Source organism: Paenibacillus phocaeensis (assembly GCF_900021165.1).
Taxonomy (GTDB): Bacteria; Bacillota; Bacilli; order Paenibacillales; family Paenibacillaceae; genus Fontibacillus; species Fontibacillus phocaensis.
In genome coordinates this window covers 520852-542439 of sequence record NZ_FCOQ01000018.1, presented here as the reverse complement: position 1 = coordinate 542439, position 21588 = coordinate 520852, and the positions used below count along the sequence as shown (strand labels likewise).

Below are 21588 nucleotides of genomic sequence, written 5' to 3'. Positions count from 1 at the left end.
CATGCGCCCTTGGCCACGGGAAAAGAAACGGGAGGCAATGCGAAAAGGACTTCACCCGGGATCCAAAGATCCCGGAAATGAAGTCCTCCCGCAAGTCAGGTTCCATCTATTCTATTATTTACCCAACGCCCCCGCAGCCGCGTTCTCACCGCCCAGACGTCCGGAGGTGAACGAATAACCGATGCCTACGCCATTGCCGACATAAGTGTCGTTAAACAGCACGCCTTCGGATTCAAGCCCAACTGCGTAAAGTCCTTGCACCGGCACCCGTTTGTCGTTCAGCACTTGGAATTTCGGATTTACGAGCAAGCCGCCAACCGAACCCAGGTTGTTGATTTCGGCGATGATTGCATAATAAGGACCGTCGCCCATCGGCTGCAAGTAGTCTTTGGATTTGCCAAACTCGGTGTCTACGCCGGTTTTCGTTGCTTGGGTATATTTGTTGAACGCCTCTTTGAATACCTCTGCGTCCATTCCGGCATTTTTGGCCAACTCCTCAATTGTGTTGCCTTTAAACCCGTCCCCATTTTTCACCATCGAGTCAAACACGGATACGACGTTCTTCCATGGGGTATCCAGCTTGAATTGTTCGGTGAAATCCGCGTAAAATTCCGGTGGCAGTCCAGGCAGCCCCGGCGCTTTGATCCCGTTCATGCCTTTCGCTTCCAAAGCCTTCAACTGCGATTGCGAGACGATCACCAGATGATACGGCCCGTTAAACGCACTGGTGTTGGCCGCTGCGACCGCTGTCAGAGTAGCCGCCTCGTCACGGAATCGGGCTCCCGAAGGACCCACGTTCATCAAGGTTGGCAGATAACTCAGCATCATCGGATAGGTGGCTTCAAAGGACGAATATTGCTTCTTCAGGTTGCTTGTCCCTCTGGCCAACGTCTGATGCAGCATTTGACCGCCGAAGTTGTCCGGCACCTTTGCGCCAACCGCCCAGGACATTTTCAGACCTTCGCCAATGTTCTGCGCAAGTCCGCCGTTAACGCCTTCAAAGCCAAAAGCTTCCTTCACCATTTCCTTGTTTCCGGCGTATCCGCCCGTTGCCATAACCACGCTCTTCGCACTGATTTCCAGCGTAGTTCCGTCCGCTTTCTCCGCTACGACGCCGGTTACGGCACCTTTGGCGTCCGTCATCAGCTTCTTCGCGGTCGTTTCGGTAATGACTTTGCCGCCGTTCTTCTCCACGGAAGCCGCCAGCATCTTGCGAAGGGTCTGCTCGCGGGTACTATAAGCCGGCAGCACGTGAAGTTGCTCACCGCCGAAGTTCATAAACGTCGTCACGTACCCTTTGCTTTTCAGCCAATCGTAGGTGTCCCCGGATTTCGTAATATATTGGCGGATAGCCGCCGCATCCACTCTCCAGTGGTTATTGACGATCCAATTGGAGATTTCCTGCTCCACATTCACCTTTAATCCGCTGGAAACCGCTGCGGAAGAATTATAGAATTTGCCGGCCCAAGACAGGTTGCTCGCCCCGCCGATCACCCCGGTTTTCTCGATGATCACGACCTTAGCCCCTTTGTCCGCCGCCGTCACCGCTGCCGATACGCCGGATGCCCCTGCGCCGACCACGACAACGTCCGCCTGGAGCTTCTCCGTCTTGCCTACGCCGGGCTTCTTGACGCTGACCGATTTCAAGGCGTTGACATCGCCGCCCGCTTTCTTCACGGCATCTTCCACGGCTTTCAGCATGGCCTCGCTTGATAAGCTTGCGCCGCTTACCGCGTCGATCGCCAGCGACTGGTTCTCCAGAATTTGCTCTTTGATTTTGTTCAAAGCGGAATCGCCAAGTCCTTCGGTTTCTGTCTGGCTGACAATTTCGATGTCCTTGATCCGATCCGGTTGCTCCATCGTCACTTTGACTTGGATTACGCCGTCTTTGCCTTCGGCCTCCCCGGTATAGGTCCCCGCCTTAAACTCCGAAGCGGCCTCCGCTTTCGAAGAGCGGTTTCCCAATTTCCCGGATTGCCACCCCCAGCCAAACATCGCCGCAACCAAAACGATGCAGATGGATAACATGAGCATTTTGTTAAATCGTTTGCTGCGCATTGCTTAATCTCCCCTTCCTGCATATCGAAGCCTATTTGTTGTGATTATTTTCACATATAATGATGAAAAATGGCTTCTTTCCAATCATAAACCTTGGTGCCGCACTAAGGTCAACAGATTTCCTCTATAGGGATTTGTATTTCCAGGAAGGATCGCTTTGTCCCTATATGATTTTCGGTTAACATTAACCGCCCGGTCGCCGCGCCGGAAATCGTATATCGCTGCTCAGCCATGTACTCCAACATAAATCTTAACGATTCCTTGGTGAAATCCTCGCTTTGAGGCGACAGGATCACGGAAGACACACAACGGGACGGCGGAATATACTCCAGATGCTCATCGAGTTCAATTCCGAGCTGACTCACCTCGTCTTCGGAGATCGATAAGCCCCAGCTGAAATCCAATGAGTCCCCCTCCGACTCGATGGAATCCCGCTCAATACGGAAGCAATAAAAGGAGTAAGGCAACACTTCCATCAATGCGTTAATCGTGCCTTCCAGGCCCTTTGTGTTGAGCAGATCATTCTTGTCCGTCTGCTTCAATCGATATAGACCCGGCCTGTTCACCACCCTGCATTGGTAGAGCCGGCGCTCCAAGCTCTGAATTTCCCGGCTCAGTTCGCCGAGCTTATGTAACAGCATCGTGCTTTTACGTATTTCCTCCTCCAGCTCCTGTTTGCTGCTCTCCAGTTTGTCGAGAATGTCACCCAGCGAAGCGTTCCGAATGAGGCCGGCCACGTCCTGCAGCGGAATCTGCAAGCTTCGATACCACCGGCTCATCAGCAGATCCCTGGCATCCAGGTCATTGAAATAGCGGTAGCTGTTGCGACGGTCCTTGACCGGCTTGACGATGTCATGCTTCTCGTACAACCTCAGCGTATCCCGGGTGATGCCCAGCAGCGAGGAAAACTCGCCAATGTAATACTTCATCCTATTTCCCTCCTGCATCTCTCGCTTCACACGCGTACTGCATCACTTCCATGATACCTAAGAGGCAGCCGTTCAGGATATGGGAATGTTCACAACAAAAAAAGGTCCCCGCAGGGACCGAACTTACGACTTCACATGCTTCTGCATTTGTAAAATGGCGGATTTCTCGAGCCTGGATACTTGCGCCTGGGAGATCCCGATCTCATCGGCGACCTCCATTTGCGTTTTTCCTTCGAAGAAACGCATGGACAAGATCATTTTCTCACGGCGGCCTAACCGCTGCATCGCTTCGCGCAGAGCAATTTCCTCGATCCAGGACACGTCCTTGTTCTTGTCATCGCTGATTTGGTCCATCACGTAAATGGGGTCGCCGCCGTCATGGTAAATCGGTTCAAACAAGGAGACCGGATCCTGGATGGCGTCAAGGGCAAAGACGACGTCCTCCTTCGGCAAGCCTAACGCTTCTGAGATCTCGAAAATCGTAGGTTCGCGCGAGTTCTGATTGGTCAGGTTGTCCCGCATTTGCAGCGCTTTGTAGGCAATGTCGCGCAGGCTGCGGGAGACGCGGATCGGGTTGTTGTCCCGCAGATAACGCCGGATTTCCCCGATGATCATCGGCACGGCGTACGTGGAGAATTTGACGTTCTGCGATAAGTCGAAATTATCGATGGCTTTCATGAGTCCAATGCAGCCAACCTGGAACAGGTCGTCCACATACTCCCCCCGATTGTTGAATCGCTGGATGACGCTCAGCACGAGTCTCAGGTTGCCATTTACTAACTTTTCTCTGGCTGATCTTACGTGGTCCTGCTGCAACGAGTGGAACAATTCACGCATTTCCGCATTGGTTAGAACGGGCAATTTTGCGGTATCGACACCGCAAATTTCGACTTTGTTTCGGGTCATCGTGTCTAAACCTCCCAAGGAGAAACTAATGAACAGTATCTCCCGGGGCTGTATTTTTATTCCGCAACCCTCTTTCGATGACGAAGCAAAATCACGAAGCTGATTGATGTCGAATCCTGCTGAAGGATCGTATTTAGACCATCTTGTTAAATTCCTTGCGCAGCCGTTTAATAATCCGTTTCTCCAGACGTGAGATGTAGGATTGGGAAATCCCCAGCAGATCGGCCACATCCTTCTGTGTCTTCTCGTCGCCGTCAACCAGCCCGAATCGCAGCTCCATAATCATGCGTTCCCGCTCGGTTAATTTATCGAGCGCTTTGTGCAGCAGCTTGCGGTCCACCTGCTCCTCAATGTTGCGGTAGATCGTATCGTTCTCGGTGCCAAGCACGTCGGAGAGCAGCAGCTCATTGCCGTCCCAATCGATGTTGAGCGGCTCATCGAAGCTCACCTCCGTGCGGATCTTGCTGTTGCGGCGCAGATACATTAAAATTTCGTTTTCGATACACCGGGACGCATAAGTAGCCAACTTGATCTTCTTCTCCGGGTCAAAGGTATTCACCGCCTTGATCAGGCCGATCGCGCCGATAGAGACCAGGTCCTCGATATTGATCCCCGTATTCTCGAATTTTCTGGCGATATAAACCACAAGCCGCAGGTTGCGCTCGATCAGCATGGCCCGGATCGCCGAATCGCCGCTCGGCAGCCGCTGCAGCAAATACTCCTCCTCTTCGCGCGTCAACGGGGGCGGCAGCGCTTCGCTGCCACCGATATAGTAGATTTCTTCGCTTTTTAGTCCAAAAAGAAACAGCAGCCGGTAATACTGCAGCTGCAGCATCATTTTCCACTTTACATGCATGGTTTCGTGTCCTCCTAAGTTACGTTCCCGTTTTACGTATGGTGCCTGTACTGTCATTAGCCTCTGCTGTCTCTACCAGCGCGGGATGAACAATCGCCCGGTAGGTTCCCTCCGTCGATAACCGTCCCCCGTCCAGGCCGATCAGCACCCGGGTCGAACGATGCTCCCGCCCCTCCAGACGCACCGTCACTTCGTCAGGCTTGAGCGCCAGCATAAACTGCGTTCCCTTGTTGATTCCTCGGTAGGGAACCAGCCGCAGCCGCTCCGGCCAAGGAAAATCCCCGGCCTCCGTCAGCTCCAGGATGAGGTTGTCCGCACGCTCGTCAGCCAGCTTCTCCCGATACGACGGAGGGAGAACCCGCTCCCAAAGCGAAGCCTCCATAACCGTGACCGGCAGCCGGCTCAGCGGATCCGATAATTGATTGCCCGTATCGATCAGTCCTGTACAGGTAATCGTTGTCTCTTCGACGCGCACCTCAAGCTCAGCTAAAAAGGAGTGAATCCGTTCCTGCCGCTGACGGGAATCGATCACCCGCTTAAACCAGAACAAAACGGCAAAAAAACAAATCAGAATAAACACGGCTCCGATTTTAAGCGAGAACGAAAGCCCGCCGGATGCCGAATACCAAATTCCGCTCCAGATTTCCCCGGAGTCCTGCAGCAAATAATGCACACCCAGAATCCCGCCGGCTGCCGCAAAATTGACAATATAAAAAGCTCCCATATTCCGTAAGTAGTTTTGCAAACTTCCAAATCCGAACGCGATCCACAACATCGCGACAGAGAAAAGAAACTTTACCAGAAACGTGTACAGAAACGAGAGCTCCGGCAAAAACATCATGACGACATACATCGCTCCAACAGTTGCGGACAAAGCCAGCCGCCAAAGGATGATTTGTTGCTTCCGCATCCAGGCCGTAACCAGGAGCAAGCTTCCATCGATCAATAGGTTCATCAGAAATAGGAGATCGATATAGACAACCAACGGCATTCACCTGCCTGGGTAGATGCTTATCAGTATAAAGAGAACGAACGAGAAAGTCTGTCTAAAATTGAAAGTAGAATGCCACTATTTTTGTCGACACAGCGGGAGAGATTCGCAGAATGGAGAAATAGAAAAAAGACCCTGTCCCGGATTCGGGTCAAGGTCTTGGGGAAGACGTATTAAAAGCTGATCACCTATTCGTTGTTGTTCCGCGAACGGTTGCGGAGAAACGTCGGAATATCCAACTGGTCGCCGCTTGGCTGATTGCCGAACGGTCGCAACGTGGAGGCCGAATTCGGACGGGATTCCTGAGGCTCCGGAGCGCCGGGAGCAGACGCCGCCGACTTGCGATTAGGCAATGGCTTGTTCTCGAAGCCGGTGGCGATGACCGTCACTTTGATTTCTTCCTTCATGTTCTCGTCGATAATCGCACCAAAGATCATATTCACTTCCGGATCGGAAGCGGAAATGACGATTTCGGCAGCTTCGTTCACTTCGTACAGAGACAGGTTGGCTCCGCCGGTAATGTTCATGATCACGCCGCGCGCGCCTTCGATCGAAGTCTCCAGCAGCGGGCTCATAATCGCTTTGCGCGCCGCCTCGGCTGCACGGTTCTCGCCGGTCGCAAGACCGATCCCCATCAGGGCGGATCCGCGTTCGGTCATGATCGTCTTCACGTCGGCGAAGTCGAGGTTGATGAGACCCGGCACGGCGATCAGGTCGGAGATGCCTTGCACGGCTTGACGCAGGACGTTGTCCGCTTCACGGAACGCTTCCAGCATCGGCGTCTTCTTGTCAACAATCTCAAGCAAGCGGTCGTTCGGGATGACGATCAGCGTATCGACCTTCTCCTTCAGGGCTTCGATGCCCAGCTCCGCTTGCGAAGAGCGCTTGCGTCCTTCAAAAGTAAACGGACGGGTTACAACGCCAACCGTCAGCGCGCCGCACTCTCTGGCGATTTCGGCGATCACCGGCGCTGCGCCGGTCCCGGTGCCGCCGCCCATCCCGGCAGTGACAAACACCATGTCCGCGCCTTTCAACGTATTCGCGATCAAATCGCGGGATTCTTCCGCCGCTTTCTTGCCGACTTCCGGATTGGCGCCGGCGCCGAGACCGCGGGTGAGCTTGTCCCCGATTTGCAATTTATGTTCGGACTTGGCCAGATGCAGCGCTTGAGCATCCGTGTTGACCGTAATAAACTCTACGCCCTGCACGCCGTTCTCGATCATCCGGTTCACCGCGTTGCTTCCGCCGCCGCCAACCCCGATCACCTTGATTTGTGCCAAGCTCTCCATTTCGAAATCAAATTCCAACATACTCTTCCATCTCCCCCTCAATATGCATGGATGGCCCGTGCATCATTCCTGTACTCCTATATAAATTCGCTAAACAAATTTTTGAGTCGTTCCATCAAGCCGGTTTTCGGACGAGCGGTTTCCTGCGGTCCTGGAGCCTTGCTCCGGTTGGCGCTCTTCTTGGGATTCGAACCGCCGCTGCGGATCCGAAAGTTCCTGATCACTTTATGCAAGATCCCGACGCCTCCGGTATAAGCGGGATCGCGAACGCCGATGAAATCCGGAACCGCGATCCGTACGGAGGCTTCCAGCTCCTGCTGGGCAATCTTGAGCAGCCCCGGCATGGATACCGTTCCGCCGATCAGAATATATCCCCCCGGCTGTTCGCTGTAGCCAAGACGTTTCACTTCCTGGCGGATCAACTGGAAAATCTCCTGCACGCGAGGTTCCGCAATGGCGGCCAGATCCTCCTGCGTAAACTCCTTGTCCACATTGCTTCCGATCCGCGTGACTTTAAAGGTCACGTCAGACGCCGCGTCTTCAATCGCAGCGCAGCCATATTTCAGCTTCGCCTTCTCCGCGTGGTCCGTCAACGTCCGAAGACCGTAAGCGATGTCGTTCGTTATAAATTCTCCCCCAATCGGAAGCGTGGATGTCGCTACGATCGTGCCGCTTTCGAATACAGCGATCGTCGTGGAACCCGCACCGATATCGACCAGGACGGATCCCATCGTTTTTTCGTCTTTGGATAACGCCAGCTGCCCGGAGGCAAGGGATAGCAGTACCAGATCCCGCACCTTCAGTCCGGCCTTCTCCACACAGCGAAGCAGGTTATGAATCGCCGTCTTGGCACCGGTAACGATCGTCGCTTCAACCTCCAACCGCACGCCAATCATCCCGCGCGGATCGGAGATTCCTTCCAACCCGTCCACGATGTACTGCTTGGCCACAACATCGATAATTTCCCGCTCCGGCGGCAAAGCGATGACCTCGGCCGCCTTAAGCACGCGTTCGATATCCTCCTCGCCAATTTCCCGGTCTTCATTTTGTACGGCTACAACCCCGTGGCTCGTTTGGAGTCCGATGTGATTTCCCGAAATGCCGACATACACTTCCGATATCTGAATATCTACCATCCGTTCCGCATGATCCACAGCGCTGCGGATCGACTGCACCGTCTGGTCAATATCTACAATCGCGCCTTTTCGAATTCCCTCCGAGTCGGCAGATCCAACCCCAATAATATTAAAGGTTCCATTACTAATTTCCCCAATAATAGCACGAACTTTGGATGTACCGATGTCCAAACTAACAATGATGTCATTGTTGCTCAAGCCCCTGGCACCTCCTATTTCCCCATCAAAATATACTTGCCGTGTTAGATGCACTATCTACTTAATTCAACGCCAGTTAACCTTTCCCTCTTTTTTCTACAAATTTTTTGACTTCCAAGTTTTACATCCAGTAAGCAGGAAGCACTTGACCCTGCGGAGTTAGATCCTGGCCATATCTGCAAAATTAGAAGAAAAAAGAGGGAGATCGTCAACTAGCCCATAAAATGTATTTTAACATTGTTTTTCAATCATGAGTAGTATCATTTTGTCCACTCTCCCCGTTCTCCTCCGCGGAGTATGGAACATAAGAATCGGCATCCAGCATCGTCAGCTTTCCGGGGTCCTGCGTTTGCAGAATTTCGTTCATGTATTCCGCTTTTTTGGCCAGAAGCGATATGGCTGAGATGATCTCGAATCGAGAGCGGGTGTACATCTTGATTCGGTCCGGATAGGATAAGGTCGGCGAAGGCACGATCTCCGAAATGTCGGCGGTCAGCTCGTCCGGAATTTGCGATAGAGTTCGGCAAAGCTTGATCAAGCTTGCGTCATCCGCCTTCCAGCCGGTCAGGATCGGCTTGTCCACCGGCATGGATCCGCCCTTCAGGCCGATGCGGGTCCCGTTGGCAAGCAAACCTCGCAATGCGCCGTCCTCCGTCAACTCGTATGCCGCGACCTTATATTCCTCGATATGGATCGATATCCCGCCCGGAAAGGACTTGTCCACCGTAGCTTGCTTCACTGAAGGAACCCCTTCCAGCTTGCGGGCGATTTGATCTGCGCTGACAGCGAAGAACGGGGCTCCCACCTGAAGACCCGAAACTTCAAGGAGTTCCGTTTCAGTCGTATACGTATTGCCTTCAAACGTAATCACGGAAATTTTACTAAGAGATGAACGAAAAAACAGGACACACAGCAAGGCGAGGAACAACAAGATGAGTATCGTTTTGATTTTACGGCCGCTTCTCTTCTTCGGCGCGGGTTCTTTTAGGACGGGTACATTTGCTTTTGGCATGTCATCTCTCCGCAACTTTCTGAATAAGTATTACAAAGCCTATGATCCCCTCCGGAGGAGGGGACACAAGCTTAGGGCTGTTAACCAACGAAGGTTCGCGATAACGGCAAGTCATTGGCTTAGGCCAGATCCAACTGCCGCAGGGCGGGAGATTCACGGCGCACGGTGCCTCCCAGCCGCTGAAACATCGTTTCGATCCGATCGTAGCCGCGGTCGATATGATGAACCTGCTCGACCACCGTCTGGCCTTGGGCCGCCAGACCGGCGATCACCAGCGCCGCTCCTGCACGCAGGTCGGTCGCTTCGACGGTCGCTCCGTACAGCCGGGGAACACCGCGAATAAATGCGGAATTCAGGTCCACCGTAATATCGGCTCCCATGCGGACAAGCTCGCCGACATGCTTGAAGCGGCCTTCGAATACGGTCTCTTTCATCACGCTGAGTCCGTCCGCCAAGGATAACAGCACCATGACCTGGGACTGCAAATCCGTAGGGAACGACGGATACGGCGAAGTCACGATCCGTTCCACCGCTTTGGGACGACCCGCACTGCTCAGGGTTATTATATCATCGGTTACTCCAATTTGAACACCAGCCCGCTTAAGCACATGCAGCAAGGATACCAGATGGGAAGGATTGCTATGGGTCAGCGTGACGCTGCCGCGGGTTGCAGCGACGGCAATCAGTGCAGTTCCCGCAACGATGCGGTCCGGAATGATCTCGTAATCGCAAGGGAGAAGGCGCTCCACGCCTCTGACCGTAATCGTATCGGTTCCGGCGCCGATAATGCTTGCGCCCATGGCATTCAGGAAGTCCTGCAAATCCTGAATTTCCGGCTCCCGCGCCGCGTTGGTTATAATGGTGGTACCTTCGGCCAGTGCGGCCGCCATCATGATGTTCTCAGTCGCCCCCACACTGGGAAAATCCAGATGAATGTCGGTGCCAACCAGCTTGCCGGCCCTGCACCAGATTTGCTGATCGTATTCCTCAATCTTTGCTCCTAAAGCTTCGAGTCCCTTTAAATGCAGATCGATTTTCCGTTCCCCGATCGCACAGCCGCCAGGCTGATAGATGCAGACTTCCCCAAATCGGGCAAGCAGCGGCCCCATCAAAAAAATAGAGGAGCGCATCTGTTTCATCAAATCCTCCGGCACATGGCTGGAATCCGCCCCCGACGTATCGACGGTCACCGTATCTCCCAAATGGACGGCTTTGCAGCCCAATCGACCGAGAATGCCCAACATGACATCAATATCGAGCAGGCGGGGGACATTTCGAAGTTGTACCTTGCCTTCCGCCAGCAGCGATGCGGCCAGGATCGGCAGTGCGGCATTTTTCGCTCCATGGATACGAATGGTTCCTGATAGGGGTTTCCCGCCTTCGATCACCAATTTGTCCAATGTATCACCTCCGAGTTTACCGTTCACCCACGAAGAAGACCTCCGGCACCAGCGCCACACCGAATTCGCCTTGAACGGCGGCCTTGACCTGCTCCATGAGCGCAAGAACGTCCTCTGCTGTCGCTTGCCCGGTATTGACGATGAAATTGGCGTGCAGCACGGATACTTCGGCCCCGCCGACCTTCGTCCCTTTAAGTCCCGCCGCTTCGATCAGCCTGGCGGCATGATCGCCGGGCGGATTGCGAAACACGCTGCCTGCGCAAGGTTGCGTCAGCGGCTGCGTCTTGCGGCGGCGGTCCTTGTATGCCGCCATGGCTGCCGCAACTTCCAGCCGATCCCCCGCGGCAAGCGAAAAACATGCCTGTGCCACGATCCCTCGCTGTTCATGCAGGACGGAATGCCGGTAGGCAAACTTCATATCCTCCGCTGTATATGCAACCAATTCACCCGTCTCCAGAACAATGTCAGCGGATTTAAATATACGTGACACATCGGACCCGTGAGCACCGGCATTCATATAGACCGCGCCCCCAACCGTTCCCGGGATCCCCCCGGCGAATTCCAGGCCGGTTAATCCCGCTTTGCCTGCCATGATGCTGAGTCTGACGGTGGACGCGCCGCCGCCGGCACATACTTCCGTACCGTCGAAGGCAATCTGCTCCAGCTCACCGCCCAGCCGAATGACGCAGCCTCGGATGCCCTTGTCGGAGACGAGCAGGTTGGAGCCTTTCCCGACGACCATCCACGGGATGCCTTCCGCATGGAGAATACGCATCAGCTCCGCAAGCTGCCGGGCAGTCTGCGGAACGACCATCGCATCTGCCGGGCCGCCGATTTTCCAGGTCGTATACTTCGACATCGGCTCGTCTGGCAAGACCTCCAAAGCCTCCAGTCTGGTCAATTGTGATATCCACTGCTGCATCGTATAACCCTCCTTGACTTGTTTGGCGGATCCTGTTCGGCATCAAACGCCAAAGTGCCGCTGTACCAAATCGGCAGCCGACTGACTGCCGGAGCCCGGGTCCTGCGGGGATTCTCGTTCCGCCCCGCTTGGTTGTCACGATTTATAGAGTATCTTATGCCTCCCTCACGGAGAGTGTGACACTCGCCCAGACCTTGGACCCCGGCATACCGCAGCTAACTGCGGCTTGTGCGTTGTTGCGCCAGCCTCCGCATCTCCTCCACGACGAGATGGGCGGAATCCGGCTTGCCCAAAGTGCGGGAAGCGGTCGACATCGCACGATGCCGCGGTAAATCGCCCATGACACGTTCAATGGAAGCATAGAGGCTTTGGCCCGTCAGCTCCGGCTCCAGAATCACCTCCGCCGCGCCGGCGCTCTCCAGCGTGCGGGCGTTCTTCTCCTGGTGATTGTTCGTGACGTTAGGAGACGGAATCAGGATGGACGGAATGCCAAGCGCTGTGATTTCCGCCAAAAAAGAAGCCCCGGCGCGGTTCACGATCAGCGAGGTGCACGCCAGAACTTCCGGCATGTTGTGTACATAAGGAAGCACCTGCAAATTGGCGGGCAAATCGCCCGTCTTCGCCGAAATCGCCTCCACCGTCGAGGCATAGTAACTGTCCCCGGTCACGTAAACAAATTTCAAATGCTCCGATTGCTTCAAGAGCGGAGCCATCTCAACCATCGCTTCATTGATCGCTTTGGCACCGCGACTGCCGCCGACAACCAGCACGACGGAGCTCGACTCCGGCAAACCAAGGGTATCAAACCCCTTGCGCTTGTCGGCCGCACAAACGGTGGTTGCCCGGGGATTCCCGGTATAAACGACGTTGCGGGCCGAAGGAAACGCCGTTCCGGAACCTTCGAAGCTGACGGCAACGGTCGAAACGTATTTGCTTAAGAAGCGGTTGGTCAATCCCGGAATGGCATTCTGTTCATGAATGAGGCTGGGAATACCCAGCTTGGCCGCCGCGTAAACGACCGGGCCGCAGACGTAGCCGCCTGTGCCGATCACGACATCGGGTTTGAACTCCTTTAGCAGCTTCTTGGAGGTTTGCACCCCTTTGAGAAAACGCAGAATCGTTTTCACATTATCAAACGACAGCTTCCGGCGGAAGCCCGTAATCTCAATTGCTTCAAACGGAATTCCCTGCTTGGGAACCAGCGAGCTTTCCAGCCCGCGCTTGCCCCCGATATACAAAAACTCGGAGCCGGGAATTTCCTCAGCGCATTGGCTGGCGACGGCCAGCGCCGGGTAGATATGTCCCCCGGTTCCGCCGCCGCTAAGTACGACGCGCATATTCTCACCTCGCGTAACGGGATAAATTAAGTAAAATGCCCAGCGCAGTCAGCATCAACGTCAACGACGACCCTCCGTAGCTGATCAGCGGCAGCGTAATGCCGGTGACCGGCATGAGGCCGATGACGACGCCGATGTTGATTACAACCTGCACGCCGACCATCCCAACGATACCGACAGCCAGCAAGCTGCCGAAGGTGTCGTCGATCGTCATGGCCACGCGCATGCCGCGCCATACCAGGATCAGAAACAACAGCAGAACCAGTAGTCCGCCGATAAAGCCCAATTCCTCGGCCAGGATCGAGAAGATGAAGTCGGTTTGCGGCTCGGGCACGTAGCTGTATTTTTGCCGGCTCATCCCAAGTCCCAAGCCCGCTAAACCTCCCGGCCCGATCGCATACAGCGATTGAATGATCTGATACCCCGCTCCCAGCGGATCCGACCAGGGATCCAGGAAGGCGGTGATGCGTTGCAGGCGGTAGGGCGCCGCCAGAATCAAACCGACGAACCCCAGCGCTCCCACAGCAGCCAAGCCGGCCAAGTGCCGGATGCGCGCACCTGCAGTAAACACGATCAACAGAGAGGCGCCCAGCATCACCGTACCCGTTCCCAAATCGGGCTGCAGCATGATCAAGCCGAAGGCCAGTCCGATAATACCGAGCGGCGGCAGCAGTCCTTTGGTAAAATGCGTAATCTTGTAATCTTCCTTGCTGAGCCAGTAGGATAGGAACAGAATCATCCCCAGCTTCATAAATTCGGACGGCTGAATCCCAAAGGAGCTGATCCCCAGCCAACTGCGCGCTCCGCCGCGTACGACCCCGATCCCGGGAATGAGCACGATCACGAGCAGTGCAAAACAGAGGACCAGCCCGATTTTAGCGTATTTCCGCAGCAGGCGGTAATCCAAATTCATCATCAGAACCATCGCAATGAATCCAAGCCCCGCAAATAGCAGCTGTCTCTTAACAAAGTAGAAAGAATCGCCGTAATCATGGAAAGCGAGTACGGAACCCGCGCTGTATACCATCACGATTCCGATCGCCAGCAGTCCGAGAATGCTGGCCGCCAGCCAAAAATCCGGCGCCGTACGGCTCTTGCCCATCGTGGATGCCACCTCTTGACAGAAAGTAGGGGCTTTTCCACCCCCCTACTTAAAGGGTATGCACCGCCTCTTTAAAAATGCGTCCACGCTCTTCATAAGAAGGGAACATATCCCAGCTGGCGCATGCCGGAGAGAGCAGAACCACATCTCCCGGCTCCGCCAGGCCGGAGGCCTCCTTCAGCGCGGTACGCAGCGTATCTGCGGCGTTGTCCACAGTATCGACCAGCACGATATGCGATAGACCCGCCAATTCGGCAACTCTAGCGATTTTTTCTTTCGTTTGACCCAGCGTAACGACGGCTTTGACTTTCTCTTTGAAAATCGGCAGCAGCTCCATATAATCGGATCCCCGGTCCAAACCGCCGGCGATCAGCACGATAGGGGCCTGCAGGGCGCCCAGAGCCATCGCCGTGGCTTTCGAATTGGTTGCTTTGGAGTTGTTGTAATAAGCGACGCCTTGCTTCTCGTCTACGTACTCCAAGCGGTGCTCCACGCCGCGGAAGGTCCGCAGCGGCTCCGCAAGCGCTTCAGGCGCAGCTCCCGCTGCAATCGCCGCCGCAACAGCCGCGAGGGCGTTCTCGACGTTAAACCGGCCCGGCAAGCCGATCTCGTCAACGTCGATAATGCCGCGAACCTCACCGTCGGGCCCGCGATACAGGATGCGCCGGGACAGCCCGTCCTCGACGTCCGGAATGTACGACGGCGCCACGTAGACGCCTTCCGACTTCAACTCCTCGGTCATGGAGAAGGGGATCAGCTTCGCGTGAATATACGGAACAAGCTCCCGGCACACAGGGTCGTCCCAATTGATGACGGCGCGATCGGTCTCCCGTTGATTGCTGAACAGCTTGGCTTTGGACGAGATGTAATCCTCCATCGTCCCGTGGTAATCCAGGTGCGTCTCCGCCAGGTTCAACAGGCAAGCGACTTCCGGTCGAAATGCCCGGGTCCCCTTCAGTTGAAAGCTGCTAAGCTCGGCGACCAGCCAATTCCCCGCATCCGCCTCTTCCGCCGCCTCACACAGCGGGATGCCGATATTGCCGGCGACGATCGGTCTCATCCCGGCGGCCTCCAGCATGTTGCCGACCCAAGTCGTGGTCGTGGTTTTGCCATTGGAGCCGGTGATGCCAAGAATCGGAGCCGGGCTAAGCAGATAGGCCACCTCTACCTCCGTCACGACCTCGATGCCCAGCTCGAGCGCTTTGGCCACGGGAGGAGCGGTATACGGAATCCCGGGGTTTTTGACGACCAGCGAAATGCCTTCGTGGATCAGCCCGTCCGGGTGATCGCCGCATACAACAGAAATTCCCAAAGCTTCCAATTCGGATGCTTCGGGACACTGTTCTCTTTCTTTTTTATCGTTGACCGTAATGACGGCTCCATATTTATGCAGGGTTTTGGCGACCTGAACGCCGCTTCTCGCCAAACCGAGAACGACGACCTGGCGCCCCCGGTATTCTTCTGGATGATTCATCTTATTTACAACCCCTTGTTCAAGTAAAGTCCAATGACCGCCAACACCAGGCCAACCGACCAGAATGTAACGACAACGCGCCATTCCGACCATCCGGACAATTCGAAGTGATGGTGAATCGGACTCATTTTAAATACCCGTTTGCCGCGTGTCTTGAAGGAGATCACCTGAATGACGACGGACAGCATTTCGATGACGAAAATCCCGCCGATGATCAGGAACAGCAGCTCGGTTTTGGTCACGATGGCAATCGCTCCGATCGCCCCGCCGATCCCCAGCGAGCCGGTATCGCCCATAAATACCTTGGCCGGGTGGGCGTTAAACACGAGAAAGCCGAGCACGGCACCGATCATGGCCGCCGCGCAAACCGCGGACGGAAGCGAAGTCACCTGCATCGCGATCACCGCAAACGCGCCCAGCGCAATCGCGCTGACGCCGGACAGCAAGCCGTCCACCCCGTCGGTAAAATTAACCGCATTGGTGACCGCCATCATCATAATGACAATAAACGGATAGTAGAACCACGGCCCCCAATCGAACGCGAAGTGCGTCCCCGGAACGCCGATGGCCGTACTGTGACCTTTCGAAATCAGCAGAGCGCACATGATCCCGGCGAACAGCAGCTGTCCGATCAATTTCTGTCTGGGTGTGAGACCCAAGGACCGTTTAAACACGATTTTGATATAATCGTCAAGAAATCCGACCAGCCCGAAGCCAAGTGTAGCGATCAGGAGGACGTAGAAGTCGATATTCACGACGGAAAACTTAAGATAGGACAGCGTAAACGCAAGCAGGATAATAATGCCGCCCATCGTTGGCGTGCCCGCTTTCTTCAAATGGCTTTGCGGCCCTTCACCGCGGATTTGCTGGCCGAATTTCAGCCGTCTCAGCAGCGGAATGACCAGCGGAGCCGAGATGACCGCCAGAATAAAGGATACGCCGATCGTTAGCAAGATGAGTCCAAAATCCATGGGATCCCCCCCTTTCGCCGGTATTAGTGTGTCAGCTCGCTAGTTTTAACCGCCTCGACGACCTCTTCGAGTTTCATCCCTCGGGAGGCCTTAACCAAGACAACGTCCTGCGGATGCAGCAGTGAAACCAGCTTGCGGATCAGTTCAGACTTATCAGTATATGCGTAAACGGCATCCGGGTCCATCTGTTTCTTGGCCCCTTCAGCGAGATGGCGGGAGAGCGGCCCGTAGGCAAACAGCAGATCCACCTTGCCCGGCGTGAGCAGCTCGCCGATTTCGCGGTGATACTCCGCTTCGGAAGCGCCCAGCTCCAGCATATCGCCCAACACCGCAACCTTCTTCCGGTAGCCCTTCATATGGTTCAGCACGCCGATGGCCGCCTTCATGGAAGTTGGACTGGCGTTATACGCGTCATTCAGGATTGTGATGCCGCTCAGACCGGTAATCACCTCGATGCGCATTCCGGTCAGCTCGACCTTCCCGAAGCCTTCGCGGATCGCCGCCTCGCTTACGCCGTAATGACGGGCAACGGTAATGGCAGCAAGCGCGTTCGTTACATTATGCTCGCCCAGCAGCGGCAGGTCAATCGGCTCGCCTTCACTGCCGTACGGCGTGAACAAGGTCCGATGATCCGTGTGCAGAATGCCGGTCGGATAGGCGTCATTCTCCGGACGAAGCCCAAACGTTGCCGTATGCAGTCCTTGCGGCTTCGCGGTAGACGGCTCGGCCAATACCTGAGGGATCAGAGGTTCGTCCCCATTGTAGATCAACAGCCCCCCTGACTTCATACCGGCAAGGATCTCCAGCTTGGCCCTGGCGATCTCTTCCCGGGAACCCAGCTGCTGCAGATGCGATTCGCCGATATTGGTGATCACCGCCGTTTCCGGTTCGCCCAGTTTCGAGAGCAGCTCGATTTCATGGCGGCCGCTCATGCCCATCTCGAGCACGGCAATCTCCGTATCTTCCGGCATGGCCAGGAGCGTCAGCGGGAGACCGATATGGTTATTGAAGTTGCCTTTGGTTTTATGCACTCGGTAAGTCGTAGACAACAGAGCGTAGACCAGGTCTTTGGTTGTGGTCTTCCCGTTGCTGCCGGTAATGCCGACGACCTTGGCCCCGGTGTCGGCCAAATACGATTTGGCCAGCGCCTGCAGCGCGGCCAGCGTGTCGTCCACAAGCACTGCCGGACCCGGCGGCGTCCCCTTGGATCTGGCCCACAGGCAAGCGCCTGCCCCGGCCTGCAGGCAGTCTGCGGCGAAATCGTGGCCGTCGAATCTCTCCCCTGCAAGCGGTACGAACAAGCAGCCTGGCGTAATTTGCCGGGAGTCCGTCACCACGCCTTGCACCCGGATATCGGCATCGCCGGCATCCCGAATTTGTCCGCCGCACATCGCGGCAATTTCCGCTAAATTTCGATTAATCACTTTGCCAAACCCCTTATCGCTTCTTTTGCTACGATTCGATCATCAAAATCGAGCACCTTGGAGCCGACCAATTGATAGGTTTCATGGCCTTTCCCCGCAATCAATACTACATCCTCACGGCTTGCCATTTCAATAGCCTTTTGGATGGCCTCCCGGCGGTCAACGATCAGCTCGTAACGCGCCCGATCCACCCCGTCGTCGACCAGCCCCTGCTCAATATCCCGCAGGATCGCATCCGGATCTTCGGTTCGCGGGTTGTCGGAAGTAATGATTACCTGCTGCGCGTATTTCGCGGCAATGCGTCCCATGATCGGCCGTTTCGTACGGTCCCGATCCCCGCCGCAGCCGAACACGCAAATCACTCGGCCTTTCGCGAATTCGTTGACGGTTCGCAGCACGTTCTCCAATCCGTCCGGCGTGTGGGCATAATCGACGATCACGGCGAATTCCTGGCCCTCGTCAACGGCCTCTACCCGCCCCTCGACGCCTCGGACCGATTCCAGGCTGGCTTTGATCCGCTCCAGCGGAATGCCCTCCAGCAGCGCCGCCGAAATGGCGGCCAGCGCGTTGTATACGTTAAACTTGCCAACCATCCGCAGGGAGATATCCGCGCTGCCGCGGAACGTATCCACATGGAACGACGTCCCCCGGGCGGTGATGGAGATGTTCGAAGCCCGCACGTCCGCCTCCTGCTCCACGCCGTAAGAAATCACTTCAGCCGCCGTTTGCTTGGCGAAATAAGCGCTCGCCGGATCGTCCGCATTCAGCACCGCGTAGCTGCGTTCCTCCGGGTTCTCGGCATACGTATTGCCAAGCCGGGAGAAGAATAACGCCTTGGCGCCGCGGTAGTCTTCCATCGTTTTATGATAATCCAGATGATCCTGGGTCAAGTTCGTAAATACAGCCGTACGGAAGCGGGTCCCTTTGACGCGGCCCTGGTCTAATGCATGGGAAGAGACCTCCATCACGCAATACGCTCCGCCGCCTTCAGTCATGTCATATAAATATTTCTGCAGCTCAAGCGCTTCCGGCGTCGTCCCTGACATCGGATAGGTCTGCCCGGCAAACCGGCGCTGAATCGTGCCGATCAAGCCCGTTTCCCGGCCCTGATCCTGCAAAATCCGCTCGATCAGATAAGTCGTGGTCGTCTTGCCGTTCGTACCGGTCACTCCGATCACCTTCAGACGCGAGCTTGGCGATCCGAAGAACACGTCCCCGAGCACCGCCATCGCCAGCCGGCTGTCCTTCACCTTAAGCTGCGGAAGTGCAACGCCATCCAGCCAGCGTTCTACCACAAGCGCGGCCGCTCCCTGCTCCGCAGCCTGCCGGGCATAATCGTGACCATCCACCGTATGCCCGGGAAGGCAGATGAACAGATCCCCCGGCTGCGCCTTGCGTGAATCGATGGCGATTCCCGAACAGGACGTTTCCCCATCCCCTCGTATCTGTGAAGTCATTAAATATGTTGCCAGTTCCTTAAGCCGCATCGGTTACCCCTCCGTCTTTCAACTACATGCTCTATGAGTGAATTACACTTCTTCTATATTATCACCAAAAATTGCTTAGTTCAGGAATATTATTCACTTGTGAGCGGATTATGATCATGCTGTTGTTCAGCATCGGCTTCGCTGCCCATGTAAATGCGGATGGTCGAGCCCTTCTCCACCCGGGATCCAGCTTTCGGAGCCTGATTGATAACCACGTTGCCGGCGCCGGATCTTGCCAGATTGAAGTTCATGTTCATATCCTCATAGATCTCCTGCGTGGTATGTCCAATCAGGTCCGGCACGGTAACGATCGGCGTCTCTCCGTATTTGTATTTCTTGGCCACCTGCTGTTGGCGCGGCGGAACCTTCATATACTCCAGCGCATCTTCCATAATGTTGCGAACGATCGGCGCTGCGACGACCCCGCCGAACTGGATGCCCTGCGGGTTATCCACGGCGGTGTATACGACGATCTGCGGATCGTCCGCCGGGGCGAAGCCGATAAACGAGACGATATGCTCATTTTGCGAATAACGTCCGTTTACAACCTTCTGTGCCGTCCCTGTTTTCCCGCCGACCCGGTACCCGTCGATAAACGCGTTCCCGCCGGTCCCGTTGGCAACGACGCTTTCCAGCGCTGTGCGGATCTGCTTCGAAGTCTCCTCCGAAATGACCTGCCGCACCAGCTGCGGCTTCGTCTCCGAAACCACCTCGCCGGTGTCCGGATTTGTCCAGGACTTGGCTACATAAGGCTTAAACAGCTTGCCCCCGTTGATCGCCGCGGATACCGCGGTGATCTGTTGAATCGGAGTGACCGAGACGCCTTGCCCGAACGAAGTCGTCGCCAGTTCAACCGGCCCCACTTGCGGCAGCTTGAACAAAATCCCGTTTTCTTCCCCGTTCAGGTCGATCCCGGTTTTGCTGCCGAAACCGAAATTTTTGATGTACTGAAACAGCGTTTCTTTCCCCAACCGTTGACCCAAGGCTACAAATCCGGGGTTGCAGGAATTCTCCACGACTTGCAGGAACGTTTGGCTGCCGTGGCCGCCTTTCTTCCAGCAGCGCAGCGTCGCTCCGCCCACCTTGACATACCCGGGATCGAAGAAGCGGTCATGCAGCAGATCGACCTTCTTCTCCTCAAGCGCTGCCGCCAGGGTGATAATCTTGAAGGTGGAGCCCGGCTCGTACGTCATCCAGATCGGCAAATTCCGATTATACACGGCCGAATCATATTCCTGATAGGCACCGGGTTCGTACCCCGGTCTGGCCGCCATGCCGAGGATCTCGCCCGTTTTGGGATCCATCGCGATCGTCAGCGCGGAATTGGCTTGCAGCCGGTCCATGGCCTGATCCAGCTCACGTTCAATGATGCTTTGGATCGTTTTGTCGATCGTCAGCGTTAAATTCAAGCCGTCCTTGGGCTCCACATATTTCTCCGAGGAACCCGGCATCAGTCGTCCGCCGGCATCGGACAGATAAGACACGCTGCCGTTCATGCCGCTGAGCAGGCTGTCGTATTTGCTTTCCACGCCGGTCAGCCCTTGGTTATACCCTCCGGTGAACCCCAGAATATGGGCTGCCAGCCCCCCAAACGGGTAGTAGCGCTTGTTGTCTTCGGCGACAACAATACCCGGAAGAGCCAAATCACGAATTTGCTGCGCTTTTTCCATCGTAATTTTGCGTCCGCCGGGTTGCAGCCTGACTATGGATTGTCTCTTGGTGATCGATTTCAGAACCGAATCCTCGGTCATTCCAAGCAGCGGCGCCAGGCTTCTGGCCGTCTGTTCCGGGTTCTTGATCTGCACCGGAATGGCCATGACCGTTGGCGTCGTAATATTATAAGCGAGCACGTTGCCGTTCCGGTCGCTGATTTCGCCGCGTTTCGCCGAATAAGGGATATTGCGGCGCCAGGAATCCTCCGCTTTGGCCGACAACTCAGCGCCCTTCCCGATTTGAACATAGGCAAGACGTACGGCCAGCGCCGCAAACAGCAAACACAACACCATCAACAGCCAGAACAGTCTTCGTCTGACGGTAAACTTGGATACTTTCACAGGTCGCCCCCCTAACCCATCCTGACACATCATCATGATTGT

At 55.5% G+C, this 21588-nt stretch carries 17 protein-coding genes; all 17 read right to left on the bottom strand.

What is annotated here, in order from left to right; all coding sequences use genetic code 11:
* Nucleotides 1-114: 114 nt before the first annotated feature.
* The gene (locus BN3795_RS12480) at nucleotides 115-2058 is read right to left on the bottom strand and encodes an FAD-dependent oxidoreductase (RefSeq protein WP_068784978.1); all 1944 of its coding nucleotides are present in this window, start codon (nucleotides 2056-2058) and stop codon (nucleotides 115-117) included.
* A 110-nt stretch (nucleotides 2059-2168) separates the two neighbouring features.
* On the bottom strand, nucleotides 2169-2987 hold the full coding sequence (locus tag BN3795_RS12475) for a MerR family transcriptional regulator (protein ID WP_068784977.1): 819 nt from the start codon (nucleotides 2985-2987) through the stop codon (nucleotides 2169-2171).
* A 123-nt stretch (nucleotides 2988-3110) separates the two neighbouring features.
* Nucleotides 3111-3893, bottom strand: a complete 783-nt coding sequence (sigG, locus tag BN3795_RS12470; protein WP_036621413.1) for an RNA polymerase sporulation sigma factor SigG — start codon at nucleotides 3891-3893, stop codon at nucleotides 3111-3113.
* 133 nt (nucleotides 3894-4026) lie between these two features.
* Nucleotides 4027-4749, bottom strand: coding sequence for an RNA polymerase sporulation sigma factor SigE (gene sigE, locus BN3795_RS12465; protein WP_009225609.1), 723 nt, complete (start codon nucleotides 4747-4749; stop codon nucleotides 4027-4029).
* Between the two features lie 19 nt (nucleotides 4750-4768).
* Nucleotides 4769-5740, bottom strand: coding sequence for a sigma-E processing peptidase SpoIIGA (gene spoIIGA, locus BN3795_RS12460; RefSeq protein WP_068784976.1), 972 nt, complete (start codon nucleotides 5738-5740; stop codon nucleotides 4769-4771).
* 188 nt (nucleotides 5741-5928) lie between these two features.
* Nucleotides 5929-7050 carry a cell division protein FtsZ gene (ftsZ, locus tag BN3795_RS12455; RefSeq protein WP_068784975.1) on the bottom strand — a complete coding sequence of 374 codons (1122 nt, stop codon included), beginning with the start codon at nucleotides 7048-7050 and terminating at the stop codon, nucleotides 5929-5931.
* 56 nt (nucleotides 7051-7106) lie between these two features.
* Nucleotides 7107-8363 carry a cell division protein FtsA gene (ftsA, locus tag BN3795_RS12450; RefSeq protein ID WP_068784974.1) on the bottom strand — a complete coding sequence of 419 codons (1257 nt, stop codon included), beginning with the start codon at nucleotides 8361-8363 and terminating at the stop codon, nucleotides 7107-7109.
* Between the two features lie 244 nt (nucleotides 8364-8607).
* On the bottom strand, nucleotides 8608-9375 hold the full coding sequence (locus BN3795_RS12445) for a cell division protein FtsQ/DivIB (protein ID WP_068784973.1): 768 nt from the start codon (nucleotides 9373-9375) through the stop codon (nucleotides 8608-8610).
* A 119-nt stretch (nucleotides 9376-9494) separates the two neighbouring features.
* The gene (gene murA / locus BN3795_RS12440; protein WP_068784972.1) at nucleotides 9495-10775 is read right to left on the bottom strand and encodes a UDP-N-acetylglucosamine 1-carboxyvinyltransferase; all 1281 of its coding nucleotides are present in this window, start codon (nucleotides 10773-10775) and stop codon (nucleotides 9495-9497) included.
* Between the two features lie 16 nt (nucleotides 10776-10791).
* The gene (gene murB / locus BN3795_RS12435; RefSeq protein WP_068784971.1) at nucleotides 10792-11697 is read right to left on the bottom strand and encodes a UDP-N-acetylmuramate dehydrogenase; all 906 of its coding nucleotides are present in this window, start codon (nucleotides 11695-11697) and stop codon (nucleotides 10792-10794) included.
* A 215-nt stretch (nucleotides 11698-11912) separates the two neighbouring features.
* On the bottom strand, nucleotides 11913-13034 hold the full coding sequence (gene murG / locus BN3795_RS12430; RefSeq protein ID WP_068784970.1) for an undecaprenyldiphospho-muramoylpentapeptide beta-N-acetylglucosaminyltransferase: 1122 nt from the start codon (nucleotides 13032-13034) through the stop codon (nucleotides 11913-11915).
* A 4-nt stretch (nucleotides 13035-13038) separates the two neighbouring features.
* A complete protein-coding gene (gene spoVE, locus BN3795_RS12425; RefSeq protein WP_068784969.1) occupies nucleotides 13039-14136 on the bottom strand; it encodes a stage V sporulation protein E in 1098 nt (365 codons plus the stop codon).
* Between the two features lie 49 nt (nucleotides 14137-14185).
* Nucleotides 14186-15610, bottom strand: coding sequence for a UDP-N-acetylmuramoyl-L-alanine--D-glutamate ligase (gene murD / locus BN3795_RS12420; RefSeq protein WP_068784968.1), 1425 nt, complete (start codon nucleotides 15608-15610; stop codon nucleotides 14186-14188).
* A gap of 5 nt (nucleotides 15611-15615) precedes the next feature.
* Nucleotides 15616-16581: a phospho-N-acetylmuramoyl-pentapeptide-transferase gene (mraY, locus tag BN3795_RS12415; protein ID WP_068784967.1), complete on the bottom strand. Its 966-nt coding sequence runs from the start codon at nucleotides 16579-16581 to the stop codon at nucleotides 15616-15618.
* A gap of 23 nt (nucleotides 16582-16604) precedes the next feature.
* Entirely contained in the window at nucleotides 16605-18005 is a 1401-nt protein-coding gene (locus BN3795_RS12410; protein ID WP_068784966.1) for a UDP-N-acetylmuramoyl-tripeptide--D-alanyl-D-alanine ligase, read from the bottom strand.
* A complete protein-coding gene (locus BN3795_RS12405) occupies nucleotides 18002-19492 on the bottom strand; it encodes a UDP-N-acetylmuramoyl-L-alanyl-D-glutamate--2,6-diaminopimelate ligase (protein WP_068784965.1) in 1491 nt (496 codons plus the stop codon). Before BN3795_RS12405 ends, BN3795_RS12410 begins: the two co-directional genes overlap by 4 nt.
* An 89-nt stretch (nucleotides 19493-19581) precedes the next feature.
* On the bottom strand, nucleotides 19582-21546 hold the full coding sequence (locus BN3795_RS12400; RefSeq protein WP_068784964.1) for a stage V sporulation protein D: 1965 nt from the start codon (nucleotides 21544-21546) through the stop codon (nucleotides 19582-19584).
* Nucleotides 21547-21588: the final 42 nt, after the last annotated feature.